The sequence below is a fragment of the Paenibacillus sp. 01L418 genome (genome assembly GCF_056400045.1).
The window spans coordinates 1-869 of sequence record NZ_JBFTSN010000821.1 but is presented as its reverse complement, the minus strand read 5'-3'; the positions used below and the strand labels follow the sequence as shown (position 1 = coordinate 869).

The 869-nt window shown below is 37.5% G+C and carries 2 protein-coding genes; one reads left to right on the top strand and one right to left on the bottom strand.

The features are described 5' to 3' along the window. Positions 1-646 (top strand): Ger(x)C family spore germination C-terminal domain-containing protein (locus AC1DSE_RS35895; protein ID WP_477529198.1); only part of this gene is annotated, 646 nt, incomplete at its 5' end. 18 nt (positions 647-664) lie between these two features. Here AC1DSE_RS35895 and AC1DSE_RS35890 read toward each other — a convergent pair. After that, positions 665-869 (bottom strand): IclR family transcriptional regulator domain-containing protein (locus tag AC1DSE_RS35890; RefSeq protein ID WP_477529197.1); only part of this gene is annotated, 205 nt, incomplete at its 5' end.

The following is an 869-nucleotide window of genomic DNA, read 5'->3' as shown; positions in this document are numbered from 1 at the left end:
GCTCCACCGATTAATCGGAGAGATATATGAACCTGGCTATACTTCTTGTATTCCAGTACTAGCTGTAAACAACAAGCAATGGAAGGAAAAAAACAAAAACGAGCCCAAACTGATGATTGATGGGGCTATATTTCTCAAAAACGAAGCTTATCAAAGCTACATCCCATTAAAAAAACTGTCTGGACTGCGCTGGATGCAACAGGGGACAATTCGTGCAGGTGTATCTGTACCTAAAAATACGCAGGAAACCGTTCAAATTGTTGTAGAAAATCCTAAAACCAAGTTGAAGCTTGTAAGTGCGGAAGGAAAACCTAAATATAATATTGAGATAAAAGCGAAAGCTTATATCGTAAGCCAGACCAAGAACAGCTTTCTTGGGATGAAGCAATTAACTGACGAGACGAAAAAAACAATCGATCAAGAAATTGTTGAGTTATACCGTACAGGAAAAGAGACGAAGACAGATGTCTTAAATCTTGAACATGATTTATATCGACACCATTACCGTCAGTGGAAAGCTAGCTCTCCGGCTGGGGAACTGCTGTTAAAAGAAAATCCAATTAATGAAGTCAAAATTGACTTGAATATTGTACATTCGAGTTCTGAAAAATATTCCGTTTCAAACCATAAAGACCCTTCGAAATAATACAAAGCGATGCTGTGTTCATTTCAAATAACCAAACTGCCGTGAAATTTCTTTAGCCGTTTTTAAGACTTTATTCGTATAGGAGATAATTCGATTTTCATCCATACGATGTATGGAGCTAATTAAAGTAAGTGCGGAAATAACCTGACCGTTCGAGTCTCGAATTGGAGATGAAATGGAAACTAAGTTTTCGTTGAATTCCCCAATTACGACGCAATAATCC